General features: G+C 36.9%; 10 protein-coding genes. 5 read left to right on the top strand and 5 right to left on the bottom strand.

Annotated elements, in window-relative coordinates:
• Positions 1–107: 107 nt before the first annotated feature.
• Positions 108–5495, bottom strand: coding sequence for an ATP-binding sensor histidine kinase (locus tag ACOWPH_RS24385; RefSeq protein ID WP_015212699.1), 5388 nt, complete (start codon positions 5493–5495; stop codon positions 108–110).
• 498 nt (positions 5496–5993) lie between these two features.
• On the opposite strand from ACOWPH_RS24385, the gene ACOWPH_RS24380 reads away from it, so the two are divergent.
• The 3 genes from ACOWPH_RS24380 (at position 5994) to ACOWPH_RS24370 (ending at position 10541) form a co-directional block, all read left to right on the top strand.
• Complete coding sequence (locus ACOWPH_RS24380; RefSeq protein WP_015212698.1) at positions 5994–7049, top strand: phytoene/squalene synthase family protein; 1056 nt, start codon at positions 5994–5996, stop codon at positions 7047–7049.
• Positions 7050–7139: 90 nt separating this feature from the next.
• The gene (locus ACOWPH_RS24375; protein WP_015212697.1) at positions 7140–9284 is read left to right on the top strand and encodes an NAD(P)-binding protein; all 2145 of its coding nucleotides are present in this window, start codon (positions 7140–7142) and stop codon (positions 9282–9284) included.
• A 9-nt stretch (positions 9285–9293) separates the two neighbouring features.
• Positions 9294–10541: a hypothetical protein gene (locus ACOWPH_RS24370; protein ID WP_015212696.1), complete on the top strand. Its 1248-nt coding sequence runs from the start codon at positions 9294–9296 to the stop codon at positions 10539–10541.
• Between the two features lie 104 nt (positions 10542–10645).
• Here the strand turns inward: ACOWPH_RS24370 and ACOWPH_RS24365 are convergent, their stop codons facing one another.
• From ACOWPH_RS24365 to ACOWPH_RS24350, 4 genes are all read right to left on the bottom strand, one after another.
• Positions 10646–12946: an NAD(P)-binding protein gene (locus tag ACOWPH_RS24365; protein ID WP_015212695.1), complete on the bottom strand. Its 2301-nt coding sequence runs from the start codon at positions 12944–12946 to the stop codon at positions 10646–10648.
• A gap of 159 nt (positions 12947–13105) precedes the next feature.
• Positions 13106–14356, bottom strand: coding sequence for a hypothetical protein (locus tag ACOWPH_RS24360; RefSeq protein ID WP_042464476.1), 1251 nt, complete (start codon positions 14354–14356; stop codon positions 13106–13108).
• A gap of 142 nt (positions 14357–14498) precedes the next feature.
• Positions 14499–14993, bottom strand: a complete 495-nt coding sequence (locus ACOWPH_RS24355) for a GNAT family N-acetyltransferase (RefSeq protein ID WP_015212693.1) — start codon at positions 14991–14993, stop codon at positions 14499–14501.
• A 233-nt stretch (positions 14994–15226) separates the two neighbouring features.
• The gene (locus ACOWPH_RS24350) at positions 15227–16360 is read right to left on the bottom strand and encodes an RpoD/SigA family RNA polymerase sigma factor (RefSeq protein WP_015212692.1); all 1134 of its coding nucleotides are present in this window, start codon (positions 16358–16360) and stop codon (positions 15227–15229) included.
• A 783-nt stretch (positions 16361–17143) separates the two neighbouring features.
• Here ACOWPH_RS24350 and priA point away from each other — a divergent pair.
• Both priA and ACOWPH_RS24340 read left to right on the top strand, forming a co-directional pair.
• Entirely contained in the window at positions 17144–19696 is a 2553-nt protein-coding gene (priA, locus tag ACOWPH_RS24345) for a primosomal protein N' (protein WP_015212691.1), read from the top strand.
• Between the two features lie 12 nt (positions 19697–19708).
• Positions 19709–21034, top strand: coding sequence for an FAD-dependent oxidoreductase (locus tag ACOWPH_RS24340; RefSeq protein WP_015212690.1), 1326 nt, complete (start codon positions 19709–19711; stop codon positions 21032–21034).
• Positions 21035–21454 lie beyond the last annotated feature (420 nt).

Genomic DNA, 21454 nt, shown 5'->3' with positions numbered 1-21454 from the left:
GTCAAAAGACAAGCTGTCAAACATCACTCTCAAAATTAGTAAATTTGAATCTATTAATTCACGATCTTAATATTAATTAAAGTTTCTGACTAAAGATTAAATGTTGTTTAAATAACTTGCTTGACAGCATTTACATACTGCTTTTGTTGTAGTAGAGGAATTTCAATTACAAACTCCGCTCCTTCTCCAAGCTCAGAAATGCACTCAATCTTACCATGATGTTTATCCACAATAATTTGATAACTTATGGATAATCCTAAACCAGTACCTTCTCCCACTGGTTTCGTAGTAAAAAATGGGTCAAATATTTTTTGTTTAACAGTTGCACTCATCCCTTTACCATTATCTTTAATAGATATAGTTACCCAATTAGGCGTTACTATTTTAGTGGAGATTATAATAGTTTTCTGATGATTATTACTGGCTACTCTCTGTTCCTGATTTAAATTATTTAAAGCATCAATAGCATTAGCTAGAATATTCATAAATACCTGATTTAATTGCCCTGCATAACATTCAACTTTAGGCAAATCAGCATAGTTTTTAATAATTTCAATAGCAGAACTCTTTCCATTAGCTTGGAAACGATTTTTCAAAATTACCAAAGTACTATCAATTCCCTCATGAATATTTACAAGCTTCAGATCAGATTCATCAAGTCGGGAAAAGTTACGTAATGTCAGCACAATTTCACTAATACGCTGCGTACCGTTTCTCATAGAAGACAGAGTTTTAGGTATGTCTTCTATGAGAAAATCAAGTTGAATTTTTTCCATATATTCATTAATTTTTGGCACAGCATGAGGATATACTTCCTCATAAAGTTTAATTAAAGTCAGTAGATCATGTACATACTCATCAATGTGAGTTAAATTGCCAGCAATAAAGCTAATTGGGTTATTGATTTCATGGGCAACACCTGCAACCATTTGCCCTAAACTAGACATCTTTTCAGTTTGAACCAGTTGGGTTTGGGTAAATTTAAGCTCACTTAGCGTTTCTTCTAATTTGCGATTATTTTTATTCAATTCCTGAGTTCTTTCAACCACTTTTTCCTCTAAATTGGCATAGAGTCGCGCATTTTCCAAAGAAATAGCTGCTTGAGAAGATAGTATTTTTAATACTTGTAATCTGTTAGGTGTGAACGCTCCGACAATCAAAGTATTTTCCAGGTAAAGAATACCAATAAGTTTACCTTGATGAACAATAGGCATACATAGAATAGATTTAACTTGATTTTTAATAATATAAGGATCAGTTGTAAATATTCCATCAGAAGTAGCATTACTAATCACTATATATTCTCTAGTTCTTTCCACATATTTAATTAAAGATACAGGTAAATACTGGTCATTAGTGCCAACGATTTGATGAGATTTAAACTCATTTCTGTTAACACCTTTTTTAGCTTCTATAAATAAGTTTCCTTCTTTTTCTAAAATCAAATACCCGGTTTCAGCGCCAGCATTTTCAATCACAATTTGCATTAAACTTTCGATTAACTCATCCAAAAGAATTTCTTCAGATAATGCTTGTGACGCTTTAATAACAGTGATCAAATCCAGATTATTTGTTTTAGAACTAGTTGCAGATACAGTAATTGTTGCCTCTGTTGTATGTGTTTTATTTGTTGTGGATGATGGGGAAATTAACTCTCGATATCTTGACTCTAAATCTTTAACTTTTGCGATCGCACCCCAGCGCGTATAACCATAGTGAGCCTTCTTTATGTATAATGTAGCAAACTCATTTCTTCCCAAAGCGAGATAAAATTCTGCTGCGCGTTCATAAGCTAGAGCCTCTTCTTGAATATATCCATTATTATTTGCACCCCGAATAGCCTGATCATAATATTCCATTGCGACTAGGGTTTGTCCCAAAACTCTAGCCTTTTCGGCCTCTACAAGGTCATACTTGTGCTGAAAATTTACTGGAGCATAAAATGCCCATTCCTGTAATTGCTCTTGATTTACTACTACTTTCTCTAAAGTTGCTTCTAATTCATTCTCCTGTTCAAAACCTGAATCAGAACTGCGTTCCATATAGAGAGCAAGAAGTGCTAGAGAATAGTAAAAATTATATTGAGCTATGTAAATTTTTCCATTAATTCCAACTTCATATTGTTTGGCTAAATGAGCATGATTAACAGCTTGAGTATAATTTTTAAAGAAATAATAAAGAATAATTTTACCAAAATATAAATAAAAAGTAGCTGTGTTATTTCCTATCAACTTCGGCATCATCGAATTATTAAAAATTTCGCCCTCTAGATAGGCTTCATTTTCTACTCCTTGGATAAAATCACTAACCGTTTGCCTAAATATTTTCAGGGAAAATGTAAAATAATCTTGCTTGAATTTTTGTGTAAAGCTTATATATGGAGTCTGATTTTGCTCAAGTAATTCTAAGTTTTCTCCAGCAAAGAACTGATGCATACAAAATAGTAAACCACTATAGCTTGCATATTCAAAATCTCCTGCTTCTATACCAAGTTTAAATCCCTCTTGTAGTGGTTCTATTGATGTTTTAAGATGCTCTTTCCAGTGTTTAACAAACATATTAAATACTGCATAAGATTTAGGCTTTATTTCTCTAGTATCAAATTGTTCTAAAATATGTAAAGATAACTTACCAAACTGATATCCTAATTCAATATCCCGCAGAGGTTTAGGTATAATTATTAATATTAATCCATAGGACACATAAGCGTGTGCTGCTAAAGATGAATTTCCATACTTGAGACAAAGCTCAATCATTGTAAAAACAATCAATGGATGAAGTGTAGGTTCTGTAAAATATGCAGGAGGTATTGCTGTGATCAGCATTCTCATAGCAGCGAGTTTTCTAGGGTCAGTCATTTCTGGCAGATTAGCAAACTCCTCAATGCTCAATCTTGTTGGTGGTTTTTGAGATAAAGTAACTCCGAGCATTTCTAGAACTTGTAAATTTATATCTAATGCTTCTCGCATCCTACTTTGAGAAACGTAAGATTGAATTTTTTTCTCATATACTTTAACTGTATCAAGAATATTCTTACTATGTTGTATAACAACATCAAACAGGGTTTCTGCCTGCTCAAAATTTGTATTTAAATACTCCATCTCTATTGTTTCTACATAAAGATTTAGTGTCAATTCATAATGAGTCTGCCAACTATCAGTTGCCAGCATTTCTAAACCTCGGTTAAAAAATTTAACAGCAGACTCATAAGCAGTAGAATCTTTAGCTTTGCTTCCAGCTATGAGATTTAATTGAGCTAAATTATATCTTTCTACTTGGGAATTAATTAATTCAGCACCAATATTTAGGTGATTAACAATATCAAATATTTTTTCTTCTTTTAAGCTTTGGTCTAAATTGTTTAAAAGTAATTGACCAATTTTTAAGTGAGATTCCTTTTTTCTTCCATCTGGAATCAATCCATAAGCTACTTGTTGTACTCTATCATGGAGAAATTTATAATCAATTACAAAATCATCAATCTGCTCTAAAAATTGAGGTAGTTTATAAGTATGATCTAGTGGCAAAATTAGACCATATTCAAGAGCTTCCCACAATTCTAGGGCTGTATTCTGATGAGATTTTTCGTTAATAACAGAAAGTACATCTAAATTAAATCGGTTGCCAATACAAGCAGCTAATTTGAGAATATTTTGTGTACATTCCCGTAATTTTTGAATTTTACTGAGCATTAACTCGATAACATTATCAGTAATATCTATTTCTTGGATTTGCTCAATTTTCCATTGCCAATTACTTGTACTAAAATTAAACAAAAGTAGATTTTCTTGATAAATAAACTTAAGTACCTGAGTTAAGAAAAATGGATTTCCATCAGTTTTATTAAAAATTAATTCTGCTAATGGCTTTGCTCTTTCTAATTCACATTTAAAAGTATCAATAATTAATTGGTATATGTCAGTTATTTTTAAAGGTTGACAGTTAATAGTCCTGACAATTACATCAGTTTTTTCAATTTCCTGTAAAGTCAAAGTTAATGGATGAGTACTATCTACTTCATTATCTCGGTAGGCTCCAATTATTAACAAATTTTGAATTTCTGTATCTGTAGATAATAGTTGAATTAATTTGAGAGAAGCTAAATCTGCCCATTGTAAATCATCTAAAAATAGAACCAATGGATGTTCTTTTTTGGCTAAGATACTTATAAACTTTTGAAAAAATAAGTTGAAACGATTTTGAGTTTCATTTGGAGCTAGTTGCGGTACTGCTGGTTGTTTCCCTATAATTAGTTCTACTTCCGGAATTACATCAATAATAATCTGAGCATTAGGAGCCAATGCTTTTAATAACTTGTCTTTCCAAGATGCTAACTGTACATCACTTTCTGTCAGTAATTGTCTAATCAATTCTTGCAAAGCTTGAATGAGAGAAGCATAAGGAATATTACGTTTAAATTGCTCAAATTTACCTGTAATAAAATAGCCTTTCTTTTGGATAATAGGCTTATGAATTTCATTGACTAAAGCCGACTTACCAATTCCTGAATAACCAGCAACTAAAATCAACTCCTTTTGTCCTTGATTGACTTGTTCAAAGGCTGTTAATAAAGTTGCTATTTCTACTTCTCTACCATAAAGTTTTTCTGGAATTTGTAATTGGCTAGATTGATCATGTTGTCCAATTGTAAAGCTAGATATCTGAGCAATATTTTCTAGCTGATTCAAACAATTTTCTAGGTCAAATTGGAGTCCAAAAGCACTTTGATATCTTTCTTCAGCCGTCTTACTAAGTAACTTCATGACAATTGCAGAAATTACCTGGGGAATTTCTGGCTTTAACTGATCTACTGGTACTGCCTGTCTGGCAATATGACAGTGTATTAATTCCATTGGATCAGTTACCTCAAAGGGTAATTTCCCTGTGAGCATCTCATAAAAAGTCACTCCCAAAGAATATAAATCGGTACGATAATCAAGCGAACGATTCATCCTTCCTGTTTGCTCTGGGGATATATAAGTAAGGGTTCCCTCTAGGGAATCAGGATTACTAAATTTAGGTTTTTCTTTAGGGAGAAGAGATGAAATAGAAAAATCAATAATTTTAATTTGATGTGTTTGCCTGTGAACAAGAATATTTGCTGGTTTAATATCTTTATGAATAATATGATGTTGATGAACTTCGCCTATCGCTTGGGTAATTTCGATTGCTATTTTTAGAAAATCAAGTAATTCAATTTGCTGCTCTTTAATTAGACTATCAATAGATATGCTATCAAAATTTTCCAAAATTAACGCAAAACTATTATTATATTTTTCCAGACTGTAAGCTTTTATGACTCCTCCTATATCTAAATTTTTTAGGAGGTCATATTCATATTTTAATTTAGCAATATCTTTGAGGCTAGGATAATCTATATTTAAGATTTTAATGACTACTAATTTACCATCCTCGTTGCTTTTGGCTTGATAAACAGTAGTTTTATCTCCATTATAAATTAACTTTAAAATTTCGTAATTAGATAAATTAATCATGGCTTATCATCACACTCTGGAAATTGTTCAATACTTCCGAACGACTTATACCAATTTTATGTAAGGCTGCACAGAATAGTCAGAGCAGGTATCATTTTGTTATTCTGATGGCGCAGTATGGCGTTAACCAGCCATAGTAGAGAGAAGAATCTAAGGTTTTAGACATATTATAGAGATATTTCACTCCGCTGTGCTGCGTTCAACATGAATATAGAAAAACTCTTTTCAAACAACCTCTAAAACTACGTAATCTACTCGATTTTAATCAACATCAAGTTAGGTAGTGTACTAAGTACAATCGTCATTGATGCGAGTAGCAAATTAAAATTATGGAAATTCAGTATAACAATTTATCCTTCAGAGTAACTCTGAACCTCTTTTTTATTAATGTGTACTAAGTAAGGTAACATCATATCAGCTTCTTGGTTTAATCTCGGCTCGGATAATGAGTCAGTTATTTCATCAAATTTATTCTTGATTACCGAATGGAGAGTAATAATGCTAACGTTTTATCTTTTACAAGAGCAGAAAAAGTATATAGAAGAATACATGAATAAGGTTTCTCGCTCTTTTGCTTTAGTAACTCCCTGCCTAGAAGAACCTTTAGATGCTTTCATGTCCATTGCTTATTTGATTTTTCGTGTTGCTGATAACATTGAAGACTGCCAAAAACCATTTGAATGGCAGCGATGTCGTTTTAACGAGTTTAAGCGACTCTTGAAAGAACCAAATGTAGCTCCAGATATTTTGTCAAATTGGTCGTTTGATGATTGGTGGGGACTCAATACCGATCAAAAAGAATTAATGACTTTAGAACATGGACTAATGTTATGGAAAATTTATGCACTCGTACCAGATAGCGTTAGAGAGATAATAGCCCGCTGGGCTGAGGCTATGGTTGAGGGTATAGAAAAAATATTAGATGACCAACAAAAACCTCTGATGGTTACACGTAATGGTGTGCGGATCTTAGCTGAAGAAAATGATTACAGTTCCTACTGTTACTTTGCCGCTGGTACTGTTGGACTCATGGGTACAGAGTTAGCTATAGACCATTACCAATTCAATACAGATACTGCCAAAGGTCTATTATCACATAGTCAAACCTGCGGTCAAGCCCTGCAAAAAACCAACATAGTTAAAGATTTTCCTGAAGATTTGGCGAATGGCATATGCTATTTGCCAGACGTATGGATACAAGAAGCCGATAACTTGCCATTATTGCTAAAAGGCGCACCAAAAAAGTGGACGCAAAAGATTTTAGGCAATGTCATGACCGAGATCAATAATTCTGTCTCCTACGTAATAGATATACCATATGAAGCTGTAGGTTATCGACTAGCCAGCTTAATGTGCTTACTTCCTGCCTATCAAACACTACTCTCAGCAGCAGAACAGCACGACAAACTATTTACACCAGAACATAGTGTAAAAATCTCCCGTAGTTGTTTCTCCAAGTGCATGGAAGATGCCAAATTTATGGTGCGTGATAACAATGCACTACTAGACTACAGCCAAAAATTACAAACTCTTGTAGAAGTAGCTTTTACATAAAAAAAGCTACTTGGCTTTATAGCATTGCAGATATGTTTGCGGAGAAATACAAAATTGATTCTTTCCTTAGTTTTAGGTGCAGGAAAAATAATGTCAAAAATTCCAAATCAAAAAAAAATCGCTATTTTGGGAGGTGGTATGGCTTCCCTAACTACAGCAATTGAGTTAACAAATCAACCAGACTGGCAAGAAAAATATGATATTACCCTTTATCAAATGGGATGGCGGCTGGGTGGAAAAGGGGCAAGTGGACGCAATATAAATGCCCAAAATCGAATTGAAGAACATGGCTTACACATCTTCATGGGATCTTACGAAAATACATTTAAAGTTATGCGTCAATGCTATGAAGAATTAGGGCGAAGTCCTAAAATGCCACTGGCCACATGGCAAGATGCTTTTAAACCACACAACTTCATAGTTGTCCCAGAATATATTAATAAACAGTGGATTCCCTGGCCATTTGATTTTCCAGTCAATGATTCATTGCCTGGGGAAGGAAACGAAGTACCTTCTATTTGGGGACATATGTGTTTGCTCATAGAGTTTATGGTCAATCAATTCCAAAGTTCATCTTATTCACTCAATACTTTGGTGAATGATGAAGAACCATGTCCTCAAATAAACGAAATTCCAACCTGGTTAACATCTTTATTAAAAGAGATGGAAATTGAGTGGGATACTCGCATTTTACCTAGTGAAATTTCCTTCCTGTATATTGCCCAGAAGCTAGTTCAGAAAATACCTCAAGAGCCTTCTCAGCACCAAGCAGTACAACACCAAGCTCTACTTTGGTTGCTAGAAAAGTTTAAAAATTGGCTTTTTGAGAGTTTTGAAGAAATAATAGAGACACACCACAAATTTCGTCGGCTTTGGATAATTGTAGATTTGGCTTACACAATAGTGCGTGGTGTAATTATTGATGGTCTTTTATTTAATGGTTTAGATGTAATTGATAACTATGATATTCAAGAGTGGTTAGCCAAACATGGTGCTACTAAACACAGTATCAATTCGCCATTAGTTCGGGGTCTTTATGATCTGGTTTTTGGTTACGAGAATGGTAACGTAGAACGCCCAAATTTAGCCGCAGGAATCGGATTGCGGTTCTCTCTTCGTATGCAACTTTCCTACAAAGGTGCATTTTTTTGGAAAATGCAAGCGGGAATGGGGGATACAATTTTTGCCCCACTTTACGAAGTTCTCAAACAGCGCGGGGTGAAATTTAAATTTTTCCATCGCGTCAAAAATTTAGAGCTTGACGAGAATCAGAATGCGATCGCTAAAATTCAGATTAGTCGCCAAGTCACACTGCAAAATGATGTATACAACCCTCTTATTAGCGTTAAAGATTTACCCTGCTGGCCTAGCACTCCTCTTTACGACCAAATAGTAGAAGGGGAAGAACTCAAAGCCAAGAACATTAATCTAGAATCTGCCTGGACACATTGGACGGACGTTGAGGAAATCACCCTCAGTGCGGGAGAAGATTTTGATTTAGTAGTACTAGGTATTTCCCTAGGAGCATTAAAACATATCTGCCCAGAACTAATCCAAGCTCGTCAAGAATGGCAGGAGATGGTAGAAAAAGTTAAGACTGTACAAACTCAAGCACTTCAAATTTGGTTAAAGCCAGATTTAAAGAATTTAGGTTGGATAATGCCTAGTCCTGTAGTCGATGCTTATGCACATCCTTTTAATACTTGGGCTGATATGAGTCACCTCAATATCCAAGAAAGCTGGCATTCAGAGCATTTTCCGGGTAGTATCGCTTATTTTTGTGGGCCATTAGCAGATACTGAAAAAATTACCCACTTTGCAGACCATGAGTTTCCAGATAAAGAAATGAATCGAGTTAAAGAGGAAGCAATTAACTGGTTTAAGGAAAATATTCCTATCTTGTGGCCAAAAATTACTTCAGTTCAAAATTCCCAAGAAATTGACTGGAATCTACTTTTAGATCCCAAGGAAGGTAATGGCCTAGAACGATTTGATTCTCAATTTTGGCGGGCAAATATTGAGCCGTCAGAACGTTATGTTTTATCGCTCAAAGGAACTACTCAATATCGTTTAAAACCAGATCAATCAGGTTTTGAAAATCTTTATTTAGCTGGTGATTGGACTCGTAATGGTATTAATATTGGGAGTATTGAAGCAACAGTCACCTCTGGAATGCTGGCATCTAGAGCAATTTCGGGTTATCCACAAAAAATAGCGGGCGAATCAGATATTTAGGAGTTATCAATGAATATAAATAACTATCAGCAATTGTTGCAAACTGGTTTTCATATCGCTATGGGAGCAGCCAATTCAGTATTTGAAGTACTTGGCAATCCCCAAAAATGGGAAGAAAACTTAAATAGACCTCCGCAATCTGTAGAACAAATAATTCAAGAATTAGCTCTTAAGGGTGAAAAAACTGAAGATGAAATTAACAACTTTGTCAAACAATTTTTTCCTGTTGCTAATAATTCCACAACTTATCCTAAATATATTCCCCGTCCGAATGAGCAATGTTTGAGCCAACCTTTTAACTTCATAAATACTAGTATTTATGGGTTTTTATTGGAAGGTTCTTTAGCAAAATTACAGCAACTGTGCGACAAGAACTTTAACGAACCTGCTGGAGGGGAAATCCAATATCGTCCAGCGACACATTATGTTTTACTGACATTTGCGACTATGGATTCAGTAGCTTCCAGGGAAAAACCTGATAGTGAAAAAGGTTACTGTTTAGAAGAAGAAGTAATCTTTTGGGTCATAGCTGTGGCTGGAAAACAAGTAGGGAAAGACTTTACTGGAGAGCGCCTTGTTTGTTATATGCCTTATATTATTGTCAATGATTCACCTATCTTAGTTGCAGGTCGTGAAATTTATGGAATTTGTAAGGAAATTGGCAATTTTCAAATTCCTCATCCTGAACAGGAGCCAGAATTATTTACTGTAGATACATTAGTATGGAAAGATTTCAGTCCACAAACAAGAGCAGAAAAAAGACGACTATTGGAAGTATTACAAGTAGATAAAGGAGAAAAAAATGGGGCTAGTCAAACACTAAGTAATCTCAATGAGCTAATGCCAGAATTGAGAAAATTAATTTTCCAAAACCAAGGAAATCTAGAAATACCAGGTTGGAGTTGGTCTTTGCCATTGAGTATTATTGAATCACTGACTTATCAATCAATTACCAGTGTCTGTCTGAAACAGTTCCGTGATGTAGAAGATTCTAGTCGTGCTTGTTATCAAGCAATCATTGAAGTTTTAATGAAAATGTCTAAATATCATGGCGGAAAAATTCTTAGTTCAGGTGATGTGGGAAATAAGTTCGAGGTGAAAATTTATAATGCAGATAGCCATCCTATTGTTGAGGAACTTGGATTACAAGGGATTCATTCTCAAACAGGAATAGTCAGTGTGCCAGTAAAGATGGCTTACTGGCTGAACTTCGATTTCACCATTGAGAATGGGACTGTAATTTGGAAATCTCAATAAACTGAGTTTAATCCGAATTATCTAAGTCAGGCTGTGCTTTATTTATGCAGGGGCAATTTTATGAATTACTCCTACATTCATTTTTTGCCTTCTGCCTTCTTAAACTAAATCCAGTTATCCCACTCACCAATAATTTTCTTTGTATATTTGATTTGAAAGCATTGCTGTAAAATGGCTCGCGTTGCTTGCATTCCTGACATGACGGTAGCTTCTACACACCCCGCATTGTAACCGTTATTGATCCAATCACCTGCTAGGTAAAGATTATCGAATCCAGATTCATCTGTTTTGAGGCGATACTTAGTACTTTGAGGAACAGAAAGCACATAACGCTCTGTAGGATTGATGTTAATTCGCCAATATTGAGCTTTAAACCGTTCTACACCTTGACGGTTTTGGTAATCTATCAGCAAATCCCAGTTTAATCCTTGAGGATTGTTAGGGAGGGTTGCATTAGGCCAAAGATGTCCAATGTGATTGGTGAGGAAATTTACGGCTTTTTCGTCGCCTTTGATCTGTTCTTGGGCAGGGAAACTATACTCACTGCTAGGGGGAATTCCTGGATCTGCAATCACGCCAGTAAAATAGGCAGTGTTATAGGGATAATGTTCCGAAGGCCAGTTTTCTCGTGGTAATAAATCACTCATATCCGCATAGACATCAATAGGCTCAACATAAGCACCAAGAACGGGGCTAGACATTTTCCACCCTAGTTGTGGCAAGGTTGACTTGAGCCATAGCTGTCCACCTTGAGTGGTGACTGTTTTGACTCTATTCAACATATTGTGCCATTTTTGATGAGCAGGATTTTTCTCAGCCTGGAGTATTTCTTGACAGATAGAAGGTAAAGCCGCTATGGCAATACCAAGGAGTACGATATCAAAGTCTTTACCTTTGGTGAGTTTAAATGTTTCTACATCTTGCCAAGGTGTCCAATATGACTCTAGGTTAATTTCTTTGTCTTGGAGCTTTTTGGCTTCTTCGTCTACAATCTGATCGTAAAGAGGCTCACTAGGCCAACAAAGTAGGTCTTTGACGGGGATGAGAGGTTGATATTCCTGCTGTGGATGTTTTAAATTAACCTGACGTGCGATCGCAATTTCTGCTATAGATTCCTGATCTTCATCAAGGTGCAACTCTTTGACGACATGGAAGAATTTAAATTTCACACCCCGACGTTTGAGGACTTCATAGAGGGGAGTGATCACCGTATCACCCATGCCGGCTTGCATCTTCCACATGATTGCCCCGTTGTACTGAAACAAGATGGTCATGAGGATACGAATAGCTGTTCCTGCGGCTAATTGAGGGTTGTTAGTGTTCCCTTCTGGAAAGCCATAAACGAGATCATACAAAACTCGGACAAATGCTGAATTAACACTTGATTCCCGCGCTCCATGTTTCCTCAACCAGTCTTTATAGTTATATTCATCTAGGTGGTCTAAACAACGATAATTAAGAACTCCATCAACAAATAAACCCTGAATGTTAGCTAGTGCTAAATCAATCAGAGTTAACCGCCACTGAATTTCAAAATTTTCTTCATCAGTATCCAAATAATTACTAAAATGCTCCGTAAAGCGATTGATCAATTTTAGAATAAATTGATGCTGTTCTCGTTTGTGAGTTTTGGTATTCTGAGGTAAAAATTGAGCAAAATTATAAGCAAGATTCAGAAACATTCCTTCTGAATTAAAATCAAGATCTTTGACAGCTTTCCCCAAATTATTGTTGATATTTTCTAACCATTCTCCCCAATGGCTAGGTTCTTGTAGCAAGAGTTGTATTAACTGGCTAGGAACTTGAATGAGACTCTCTTCTAATAGGAATTCAATAATTTCTTTGCCAAGGGATATTTGTTGATTCAGCGTTTCTAAACAGTTTTTAGATTGCGATTGTCTATCATTGATTTCTGTATAAGTCTGAAGAACAAATTTAATAGTTGTGCAAATGTGTTGCCAAATCGAAGATTTACCACCACCTTCCCAGGGAAGTAGGGAATTTGTAGGAAAGTCAAAGGGTAAGTCTATCCATTGCTGATTGATGTATTCTTCTAACACAATCAGGCTGTGAGGTTTGAAGGCATCTTCTATAGTACTGAAAGGGCCGTTTCCCCCTAATTCTTCATAACATTGATTGAGCAGACTAAAGGCATTTTCATAGAATCCAAAAAAGATGTGTAATCCATGCTCTTCAATACGGTAATCAGGTTCATGATCAGGTTTATGGGGCTTGAGATTACGACCACTGGCACACTTTCCACCTAAACGCCAACCTGTTTGATAAATAGTAATCTCATAGAGGTTATTCCATCCTGGTTGGCTGGTTAATTCATAGGCTGTGGTTAAGGATGCTATTCCTCCGCCTAAGATGGTAATCTTTTTCGGTTTATATGTTTCTGACATGATGATTTTTCCTGATTTGAATAGATATGCGTATGCCAATTAATTCCATTCATGGAGAGTGCCGAAGAACCCCACCCCTAGCCCCTCCCCGCTCTTTCGTGGAGGGGGACTGGATTTATTGAGGGTTTTTACTACGAATTACGAATTACGAATTACGAATTATTTTTGTTGTGCTTGCCACACGGTAGTGCCGTTTTGAAAAGTAAAATCGAAATTAAGTAAAAAAGCTAGTTTTATAGGGATTTGTATGGATTCACTGCCTGGGGAATATCCTGTATATAAGCCCAACTCTTGAACTATGGGTTGGCTGGCGAATTTATTGATTGTCAACTCAAATTTATCACCGAAATCATCGAATCCAAGAAGTTCTCCGCCATGAAAAGTTTGTAATTGCATGGGGGATTCAATGAGGGCTTGATAACAAGCTTTTCGACTATCTTCGGCATCGCGGAATTGTTTGAGGTTAACCAGTGGGACAACTTTTTCAATCAGGTAGTTAAGGAGATTGAATGGTAATCCTAAGCCGGGAATAAGTATTTCATTGTTTTTGTCAAATAGTAAATTAGAGATCGCACTAATTCCTTCTTCAAAATTCCCCCAAGTCTTGACTGAGGGGTGTTTCTCTCCTTGCCAGACGCGTCGGACTTCCAACAAACGAGCCTCTATCGCCTTGGTTTCTGGGGTAAACTCCTTAAATACCAAGGTGTCTAAAGTAAATAAATCTGGTGGTTGATCAATTTTGGGCATCTGCACCGTCCCAAATTGTTTGAAGAAGCCGTACACTTCCCTTCCTGATACTAGAGGAGTGGCATTATTGACATAGATGTAGGGTATGAACCAAGCCAGACGTTCAGCGACAAATACAGGCCCGACTTTTTTTCCAACCACTGTTAACATCCAAAAAACAACTTCCTGTTCTTGGACTGTTCCTTTGTCATAATCGGGAGGATTAACGGATCTTAAAGTGTCTAAATTGTTGATAGTCAGAATGACGTGAGACATAACTGGACGATATTCAATCTCCCCATTGCTGGGATGATTGAGATATTTGTCACACACATCCTGAAGCTTTGACATTGAAGCTTCAATCGCAAAGCCATACATTGTCGTCCCTTTAATTTCATAGGGTTGATTGAAAGCCTGGCCATCTGCTTGTTCAACATACTGGGGATAGGAAAATTTTGGCTTGCATCCACAACAATGAGATTTGACGAAACTTGCCATGTCTTCCTCCATATTTTTGCCTTTAGCAGCTAAATCTTGGAGTAGTTGATCTGGCGTTTGTTGGATTTGGTTTAGGTAATTAGTTAAATTTTGTGGTTCTTGAAAAAGTTCTGTAAATGCGCTCATAGCACCGAGTGCTGTATGAAAACTAGTCTGCATTGCTTGGGAGGGGCAATTTGTATTCATATACCTTTGGGTAAGCAGTTAGTTATTTCTACGGTGATGTGCCGTTATTTCTTACTATGACTATAAACGAAACAACTAGGTTTATACTCAGCAGCTAATATCAAGGTAATCCAAAAAAGCTATGCCATTATTTAAGAACTGATTAACCTTGTGCTGCTAACTGTGACAGTCCCTCTGCCGTCACACGACAAATTCGCCAATCATCTAAAATATCTGCCCCCATGCGGCGATAAAACGCCTGTGCTGACACATTCCAATCTAAAACACTCCACTCCAAGCGTCCACAATCCCGTTCTACAGCTATCTTCGCTATTTTAGTGAGCAATGCTTTACCAATACCTTGTCGTCGAAATTCCGGTAAAACAAACAAATCTTCCAGATAAATTCCTGGCTTAGTCAAAAAAGTAGAATAATTATGAAAAAATAGGGCAAACCCTACAGCTTGCCCTGCTGATTCTGCTAATATTGCCTCTATATATTTTGGTGAACCAAATAAATGCTCCTTTAGTGCTAGAGCATCACCCGTTACAGCATGAGATAACTTCTCAAATTCTGCCAGACACTGAATTAACGCAAATAGAGTATGACAATCATTTGGTTCAGCAAAACGTACAATCAAATCACTACACGAAGTCATTAGCCTTTAATCTATAGTCCACAGTCCATAGTTTATACCGAAGCCCATAAATTTTCTTAACTAATTAAGTAGTCGGACAAAATTAAATTTACTCGTTGAGAGAGGGAACAGGGAACAGGGAATAGGGAACAGAGAAATAAGTTGAAATAAGTTGTGTAACTAAATTCTGTCTCATTACTAATCTCCTTCTTCCTCCGAACTCCGAACTCCGAACTCCGAATTCCGAACTCCTGCTATATCAACCACCCCTTTAAACGTTTAGCAATATGAGGACGACGTAACTTCCGCATAGCTTTACTTTGAATTTGACGCACTCGCTCACGGGAAAGGTTGAACATATTCCCAACTTCTTCCAAAGTGCAGGGTTCACTCGTCGTTAGTCCATAGCGCAGAGAAATTACATCCTTCTCCCGTGGAGTGAGGACATCACCTAAAACTTCCCAAATCTCCTGACGCATCATGTTTTCATTCATTTTTGCTTCTGGAGACTGGTTATCCTCATCTTCCAGCAAATCCATCAATTCTGTGTCTTCTTCCTTACCGACACGGTGATTGAGAGATAACGCCTGACGACGGAGTTGTTGAAGTTGTCGCAGTTGCTGAACGCTAATTTCCAAAGATTCAGCCATTTCAGCTTCCGAGGGATTACGAGCTAATTTTTGCTTGAGTTCCCTTTGGGCTTTTTTGAGCTTGTTAAGTTTTTCAACAATATGGATTGGTAAACGGATAGTTCGCGCATCATTAGCGATCGCTCTGGTAATAGCCTGTCTAATCCACCAGTAAGCATAGGTGGAAAACTTATATCCTTTATCAGGGTCAAACTTTTCTGTAGCGCGATTTAAGCCCATTGCACCTTCTTGGATTAAGTCCAGAAAAGGAACTCCCCGGTTTAGATAGCGTTTAGCAATAGATACCACCAACCGCAGGTTAGAACGAATCATTTTCCGCTTCGCCACCCGTCCTTGATACAAGCGGCTTTCCAATTGTTTTTCTGTCATCTCAAACTTGGAAGCCACTTCGTTTTTACTCGGTTGCTGTCCCAGTTCCAATTCCAAAGCTGCTTGTAAGTCTTTTACCTCTTCGAGAAACCTAACTCGCCTTGCTAACTCCACTTCTTCATCGGCTTTTAGCAGCGGATAACGCGCCATTTCTTTAAAAAACGCGCCTACAGCATCGTCATGTTCGGTTTTATTGTATCCCGAAGGGCGAGCGGCTGCCATGTCATCCCCATTCCGTTCCTCTGACTCCAAATTTTCTACAATTGCAGAGTCATCAAATACTACTGCTTCCAAACTATCAAGTGATGGTTCTTCATGATCAGTAGCGTTCTCCAGTATTTCCATTGTTCCCAATTCAGCAATATTCATAAGTTTTTTTTCGGGATTGTTGCTTTGTTTGGTACATAATTTAGTGACAGCCGCTCATTTGAGGCTTGGTAGTTTTCCTTTAAGGACGAATACACCCATTGACGAAAGCAAAATACAATTTTCTTGAAAATTCCTTAGTCGGAATAAAAATCTGTATCCATTCGTCATGCTTTTGGTTACTTTTAGATACGATTTATATTGTCTTTGCACCCAAAATACCATCTTTTTCCACTACCAGCAGACATATTCCTCATTTTTTTATTGATCACCAAATATGTCAAACACCCTCAAACATTCTCAACCTTAACAAATATAAAAATTCCATCTCAGGAATGCTACGTCTTAAATTTTCATGTATTTTCCTAGATTTTTGTTGGTTTTAGAGGATAGAAGTGGAAGCTTCCTAAATGATACAAATTACAAAAATGGTAGCTTAAAATCCGGACAATCTTAATTGTATAAAAGCATCTCACATAGAAAAAGTATTTAATATCTATCATTAGGTGGAAAAAGCATACTCCATATTTAGTAGATAAAAAAACGTTTTATTTACATATCTGATACGTTCATTTGTATAGTCAATATCAAACATTTATTGCACGTACCGTAGAAATTAATTTGTCTAGTAGATTACACAAATTAAAATTTATCAAGTATGATTGGTAATAAAAGTGTTGCGAAATACAGTTTGCCTGTAGTAATATAAGCAGCTAAAGTTAAGTGAGTTTGGTCTATTTTTCTCCTAGTATATGGCAATAATATCTATCTAAAAACTTAGGAATGATGTATACTAATACCGGAAAATTGTCTTCTGTAGTCGTAGCTGAACCTGGAGAGTCATACCAGTCAAAAACAACTGTTTATAGATGGATTGAAGTACTCGTAGATTGTCCAGGAAGCTCGGAGCTATTTACATACGAAATACCACCTCAGTTAGAAATCAAACCAGGGGATATTTTGACTGTTCCCTTTGGGGCGCAACAAGTGGGTGCGATCGCTATTCGCTTCTTGTCTCAACCGCCAGCAGATTTAGCACCAGAGAAAATTCGGGAAGTAGAAGATGTAGTCAGCAGAAAATTTTTCCATAGCACCTATTGGGAATTGCTCAACCGCATCGCCACTTATTACTATACACCGCTGATTCAGGTAATTCGGGTGGCTTTACCACCAGGATTATTAGGGCGATCGCAACGTCGTCTGCGTTTGACATCCTTGGGAAGAGATCAAGATGTCTCTAACAATACTTCTATTTTCATGTCACCCACAGCGCAACAAGTTTTATCATTGCTGCAAAAAACTCCTACAGGTGACTACAGTTATTACTATATTCAACAAAAAGTTAAATCTTCCTATCGAGGAATTCGTGAACTAACCCGTTTGGGATTAGCAGAAAACTATTTAGAACCACCCCGACAAAATCAACCTAAACTCCAAAAAGCAGTAACACTAATAGATAATAATGACCGAGATTTAACCACTCGTCAAAGAGAAATTATTGAAGTATTGCGACGGCAAGGCGGAGAATTATGGCAAAGTGAATTATTACAAATTTGTAGTGCCAGTAATTCTATCCTCAAAACTTTGGTAGAAAAGGGATATGTAGTAATTGAAGAACGGGAAATATTACGCAGAGAACAAAGTCCACTCATGGCTGGGGATCAGGCAAAATCTTTAACAAATGCTCAAACTAACGCCCTAGAATTAATACAATCTTTAAATGGATTTGCTCAAGTTTTATTACATGGGGTAACAGGTTCAGGAAAAACAGAAGTATATTTACAAGCGATCGCACCTCTCCTCAACCAAGGTAAATCTGCTTTAGTTTTAGTTCCCGAAATTGGACTCACACCCCAGTTAACAGATCGTTTTCGCGCTCGATTTGGAAACCGAGTCCAGGTTTATCACAGCGCCCTCTCTGATGGTGAACGCTACGACACATGGCGACAAATGTTCACCGGAGAACCTCAAGTAGTGATTGGGACTCGCAGCGCTATTTTTGCCCCTTTACCCAACTTGGGTTTAATCATCTTAGACGAAGAACACGACAGCAGCTTTAAACAAGATTCTCCCATTCCCACCTACCACGCCCGTACAGTCGCCCAATGGCGGGCAGAATTAGAACATTGTCCGTTAATTTTGGGTTCCGCTACCCCTTCTTTGGAGAGTTGGGTGAGTCTGGGAGAACATGAAAAAGAAGGAGGTAGAGAAAAAGAGCTTTCCCCCTTGCTCCCTGCTCCCTGCTCCCCTTCCTCTTATTATCTTTCACTTCCTGAACGGATTAACTCGCGTCCATTACCACCTGTGGAAATAGTGGATATGCGTCGGGAGTTACAGGAGGGAAATCGGTCTATATTTAGTAGGTCTTTACAAGAAGCTTTAGAACAGCTACAGGAAAAGAAACAGCAGGGAATTTTATTTATTCATCGTCGGGGACATAGCACTTTCGTTTCTTGTCGCAGTTGTGGTTATGTGCTGGAATGTCCACATTGTGATGTTTCTTTGGCTTATCACCATGTAGAAGAAGGTGCGCCGCAATTATTAAGATGTCATTATTGTAATTATGGGCGATCGCATCCCCCCCATTGTCCAGAATGCAGTTCTCCCTATTTAAAGTTCTTTGGGAGTGGAACTCAACGCGTAGCACAGGAATTAAACCGCCAATTTCCCAACCTCAAATTAATTCGCTTTGATAGCGATACCACCCGCAACAAAGGCGCACACCGCAACTTACTCACCCAATTTGCAAACGGTGAAGCAGATTTATTAGTGGGAACACAAATGCTTACCAAAGGTTTAGACTTACCCCAAGTCACCCTTGTTGGTGTTGTCGCTGCTGATGGTTTGTTACATTTATCAGACTATCGCGCCAATGAAAGAACATTTCAAACCCTCACCCAAGTAGCAGGACGTGCAGGAAGAGGGGAAGATCCAGGCAGGGTAATTGTGCAAACTTATACCCCAGAACATCCAGTCATTGCAGCAGTACAAAAACATGATTATCACTCTTTCTCTAATGCAGAATTAGAACAAAGAGAAGCTCTTAATTACCCCCCTTATGGTAGGTTAATTTTATTGCGGTTGAGTAGTCTTGACCCCATTCAAGTCCAAAATACAGCCCAAATCATCGCTACAACTTTCAGTGATCAAGAAGGCTTTGAAATATTGGGGCCAGCACCAGCTAGTATTTTACGCGTAGCTAATCGTTATCGCTGGCAAATATTGCTCAAATTTGACCATGAGGCATTACCCAATTTACCAGATTGGCAAGAAATTAGAGCGCTTTGTCCCCCCTCAATCAGCTTAACAATAGATGTAGATCCCGTTAATATTATGTAATTTTCAGAGGCTATGGCTAAAAAAGTTGTAATTATCGGTGCAGGCCCTAGTGGCATTCTTCTGGCTCACTACTTGTTGCGTCGGGATGAAAAATATCAAATTGAAATTTATGAACGTCGCAGCGATCCCCGGACTGTAAATTTCTCCAAAATACGCACCTTTCCCATTTCCCTCTCTGAACGAGGGACAAATGCTTTACTTCAGATTCCCGGACTAGAGGAAGCAGTTAAAGCAGTTAGTGTGGAAATGACGGGAACAATTTTACACGGAAAAAAAGGCAAAACTCAGGTAACTAGTAGAAAAAAACCGCTAGTAACTCTAGACCGTACTAACTTGGCAAATGTACTGTTAGAAAAATTACTAGAAAACCATGATAGTACTCGGCTCAATATTCACTTTAACTGTCAATGTATACAAGTAGATTTTGCAGCTAAAAAAGTAAACTTGCAAAAACTAAAACCAGAAACTTCTGCTGAAGAAATAGAATCTGAATTTACTATTGATTATGATTTATTAATTGGTGCTGATGGGGCGCATTCTGTTGTTAGAGAGCATTTAATCAATACAGAAGTATTTGAATGTCAACAAAATTATGTTCCCAATGCTTACAAATCAATTTTTTTACCTAATCCAGATCAAATTCCAGGAATTGATTTGCAAAAAGATAAAATTCACACTTGGCGATTAAGTAATGGTGTAGCTATGTTAATGCTACATCAGCCAGATGCGACAATGAGCGGTGTTATTCATTTTCCCTATGCTAAAAATCCGATAGCAGAACTTACAGATACTGAAGAAGTAACTAAATTTTTTAAGGAAAATTCCCCGGAAATTGGTCAAATAATACCAGAATATGAAGCTGAAGCATTTTCACAAAGACCAATTTCACGAGTTTTAACAGTTAGCTGCAATCGCTATCATTACGGTGATAGTGTCCTATTAATTGGTGATGCTGCTCATGCGGTTTCGCCTTCTATTGGTCAAGGGTGCAATTCAGCATTAGAAGATGTGGTAGTTTTGAATAAATTGTTAGATGAATATGCTGATAATTTAGCACTAACCCTAGAAAATTATAGTATTATTCGTCAACCAGATGCGTTTGCATTACGAGAATTAAGTGACTATTGTTTTCCTAGTTCTAAAAAGTTATTTACTGAATTTATTATTCGCAATAGTTTAGGAAAAATTCTCCATCAAATCTTTCCCAAAACTTTCTTTCCACCTCTATTTGATGCAGTATTTGCAGCCGATATTTCCTATAGAGAAATTTTGCATAAAAACCAAAATTGGATATCCAAAGTCAAAAAATCGAATGATCAGTTTTTCGCTAATCAATAGTTAATACATCCTTCCCAATGTCAAATTAGTCATCTTCTTTCTTCTTTTCGAGACGCTTTCAGCGTTCGCGTAGCGTATCCGTTGGTGAAGACTCTCGAAGAGAAAGCTTGACGCGTCCTTTCTGTCTTTCTCTACGGGACGCTTCGCGTTAGTGATACGCGGTTCATTTATACCGTATTCTTTGAGTAAAAAGGGAGTAGCAATAATTTAATCAAAAATATTGTAACTATAAATACTTTTGCTATAGAAATTCAGAATAGAAATTTAGCTCGAATTTATACAAGTAAATTGGATATGCTGGACTAATCAGGATTTTTACCAAAATTGATTAATTATAGAATATAATCATCTGCTAACCTCACTCTGGTTAATATATGGCAGAGTAAATGGTATTAACTTATACGATTAAGCTGTGAATGA

Origin of the sequence: Anabaena sp. PCC 7938 (assembly GCF_049315035.1) — a bacterium.
Lineage (GTDB): Bacteria > Cyanobacteriota > Cyanobacteriia > Cyanobacteriales > Nostocaceae > Anabaena > Anabaena cylindrica.
The sequence above is the reverse complement of the archived record's forward strand: the minus strand, read 5'-3'. Positions and strand labels throughout refer to the sequence as shown.